The organism is Streptomyces sp. P17 (assembly GCF_032436805.1).
In the GTDB taxonomy this organism is placed as follows: Bacteria; Actinomycetota; Actinomycetes; order Streptomycetales; family Streptomycetaceae; genus Streptomyces.
Map to the genome: position 1 here is coordinate 1 of NZ_JAVRBF010001094.1, position 258 is coordinate 258.

At 65.9% G+C, this 258-nt stretch carries 1 protein-coding gene; it reads left to right on the top strand.

Annotated features, from left to right (window positions below; all coding sequences use genetic code 11):
- Window positions 1-28: 28 nt before the first annotated feature.
- The coding region (locus RMT89_RS44045; protein WP_315889371.1) for a GntR family transcriptional regulator at window positions 29-258 on the top strand (230 nt) is incomplete at its 3' end.

Below are 258 nucleotides of genomic sequence, written 5' to 3' on the forward strand. Positions count from 1 at the left end.
GTTCGATCAGCAGCGCCGCCCACTGACGATGATGGTCGTCGTCCCCAAAGCCGAGACGCGCTGGACGGTCTCGAAGGTGTATGACGACCTCTTCGCGCGCATCCTGACCGGCGAGTTCCGCCCGGGGGAGGCGCTCTCGGAAATCAGGATGGCCGCCCATTACGGCCTGAGCCGTACGCCGATCCGCCAGGCCTTCCACCGGTTGTCGGTCGAAGGGCTGCTGTCGATCGTCCCACAGGTCAGCAGCTTCGTCGCACC